The organism is Actinosynnema sp. NPDC023658 (genome assembly GCF_040639995.1).
Lineage (GTDB): Bacteria > Actinomycetota > Actinomycetes > Mycobacteriales > Pseudonocardiaceae > Actinosynnema.
Window position 1 is genome coordinate 1 of the sequence record NZ_JBFAAX010001237.1, and the last position, 1,478, is coordinate 1,478.

Sequence of the window (1,478 nt, forward strand, 5' to 3'; positions counted from 1 at the left end):
GGTGCACCGCGCCGCGCATGGCGCACGTGCGGACCACCTCACCGGACTCCAGCGCGGCGCGCAGGTCGGCGTGCGTGACGCCGGTGGTGCGTGCGCGCACGGCCAGACCCGCGGCGGCGACGTCCTGCGCCTGCACGGCCAGCACGTCGCGCAGCAGTTCGGGCAGCGAACGGGCGGGTGTCGTCAGGCGTTGCGCCCTCATGCGCAGCGCCCTGGCCCGACCGGCGGTCACCTCGGCCCCGCGCCCGTCGAACCGCGCACCACCAGCTCGGGCAGGAAGACGAACTCGGCGTGCGTGCCCAATGGGGAATGACCGCGCGTGCCGCCGATCTCCTCCAGCAGCGCGTTGACCGCGGCCTGCCCCATCGCCTCGACGGGCTGGCGCAGCGTGGTCAGCGGCGGGTCCGCGAACACGATGAGAGGGGAGTCGTCGAACCCGACCACGGACACGTCCTGCGGCACGCTCAACCCGCGGTGCCGCGCCGCCCGGATCGCACCGAACGCCATCAGGTCGCTGCCGCACACGATCGCCGTGCACCCCTTGTCCAGCAGCGCCGTCGCCGCGGACTGCCCGCCCTCGACGGTGAACAGCGAGTGCTGCACCAGCGCCTCGGCCTCCTCGGCGGTGCAGGGGAGCGCGGTGCGCATGTGCTGCACGAAACCCTCGATCTTGCGCAGCACCGGCACGAACCGCCGCGGTCCGACGGCCAGGCCGATGCGTTCGTGCCCCAGCTCCACCAGGTGCGACACCGCGAGCCGCATCGCCGCGCGGTCGTCGGTCGACATGAACGGCGCGGAGATCTTCTCCGTGTACCCGTTGATCATGACGAACGGGATGCCCCGCCCGGCGAGCTTGGTGTAGCGGGCCATGTCGGCGGTGGAGTCGGCGTGCAGGCCGGAGACGAACACGATCCCGGCCACGCCCCGGTCCACCAGCATCTCGGTGAGCTGGTCCTCGGTGGATCCGCCCGGCGTCTGCGTGCACAGCAGCGGCGTGTAGCCCGCGCTCGTCAGCACCTGCTCCACAACCTGCGCGAGGGCGGGGAAGATCGGGTTGCTCAGCTCCGGGGTGATCAGCCCGATGAGCCCGGCGCTGCGCTGCCGCAGCCGGGGAGGGCGCTCGTAGCCGAGCAGGTCCATCGCGGCCACCACCGCTTGACGGGTGGCCGCGGACACGCCCGCCTTGCCGTTGAACACCCGGCTGACCGTCGCCTCGCTGACCCCGGCCTGGGCGGCGATGTCGCTCAACCGGGCGGTCACGCCTTCCATGTGTGTCCCTTCCGTCGCGGACGCACCCGAAGGAAAGACCTTGCAAAGGCTTTCAGCAAGTCCTTGACGGTCACAGTTCGGGCGCCAGGCCCGCCGAACCGAGACAGCGCGCCGCCTGCTCGGCCCCGGCGGCCATCGCCGCTGGCACGTCCGCGCCGGCGAGGTGCGCGACCAGGAAGCCGGAGAAGAAGGCGTCGCCGGCGCCGTTG

2 protein-coding genes are annotated in these 1,478 nt (G+C 72.5%); both read right to left on the minus strand.

What is annotated here, in order from left to right; all coding sequences use genetic code 11:
* Positions 1-232 (minus strand): crosslink repair DNA glycosylase YcaQ family protein (locus tag AB0G02_RS39850; protein WP_360805613.1); only part of this gene is annotated, 232 nt, incomplete at its 3' end.
* On the minus strand, positions 229-1,269 hold the full coding sequence (locus tag AB0G02_RS39855; RefSeq protein ID WP_360805616.1) for a LacI family DNA-binding transcriptional regulator: 1,041 nt from the start codon (positions 1,267-1,269) through the stop codon (positions 229-231). The genes AB0G02_RS39850 and AB0G02_RS39855, both read right to left, overlap by 4 nt.
* Positions 1,270-1,478: the final 209 nt, after the last annotated feature.

Excerpts from the sequence above, each read along its gene's own strand:
- AB0G02_RS39855 (WP_360805616.1), bottom strand. The coding sequence starts at position 1,269 with ATGGAAGGCGTGACCGCCCGGTTGAGCGACATCGCCGCCCAGGCCGGG.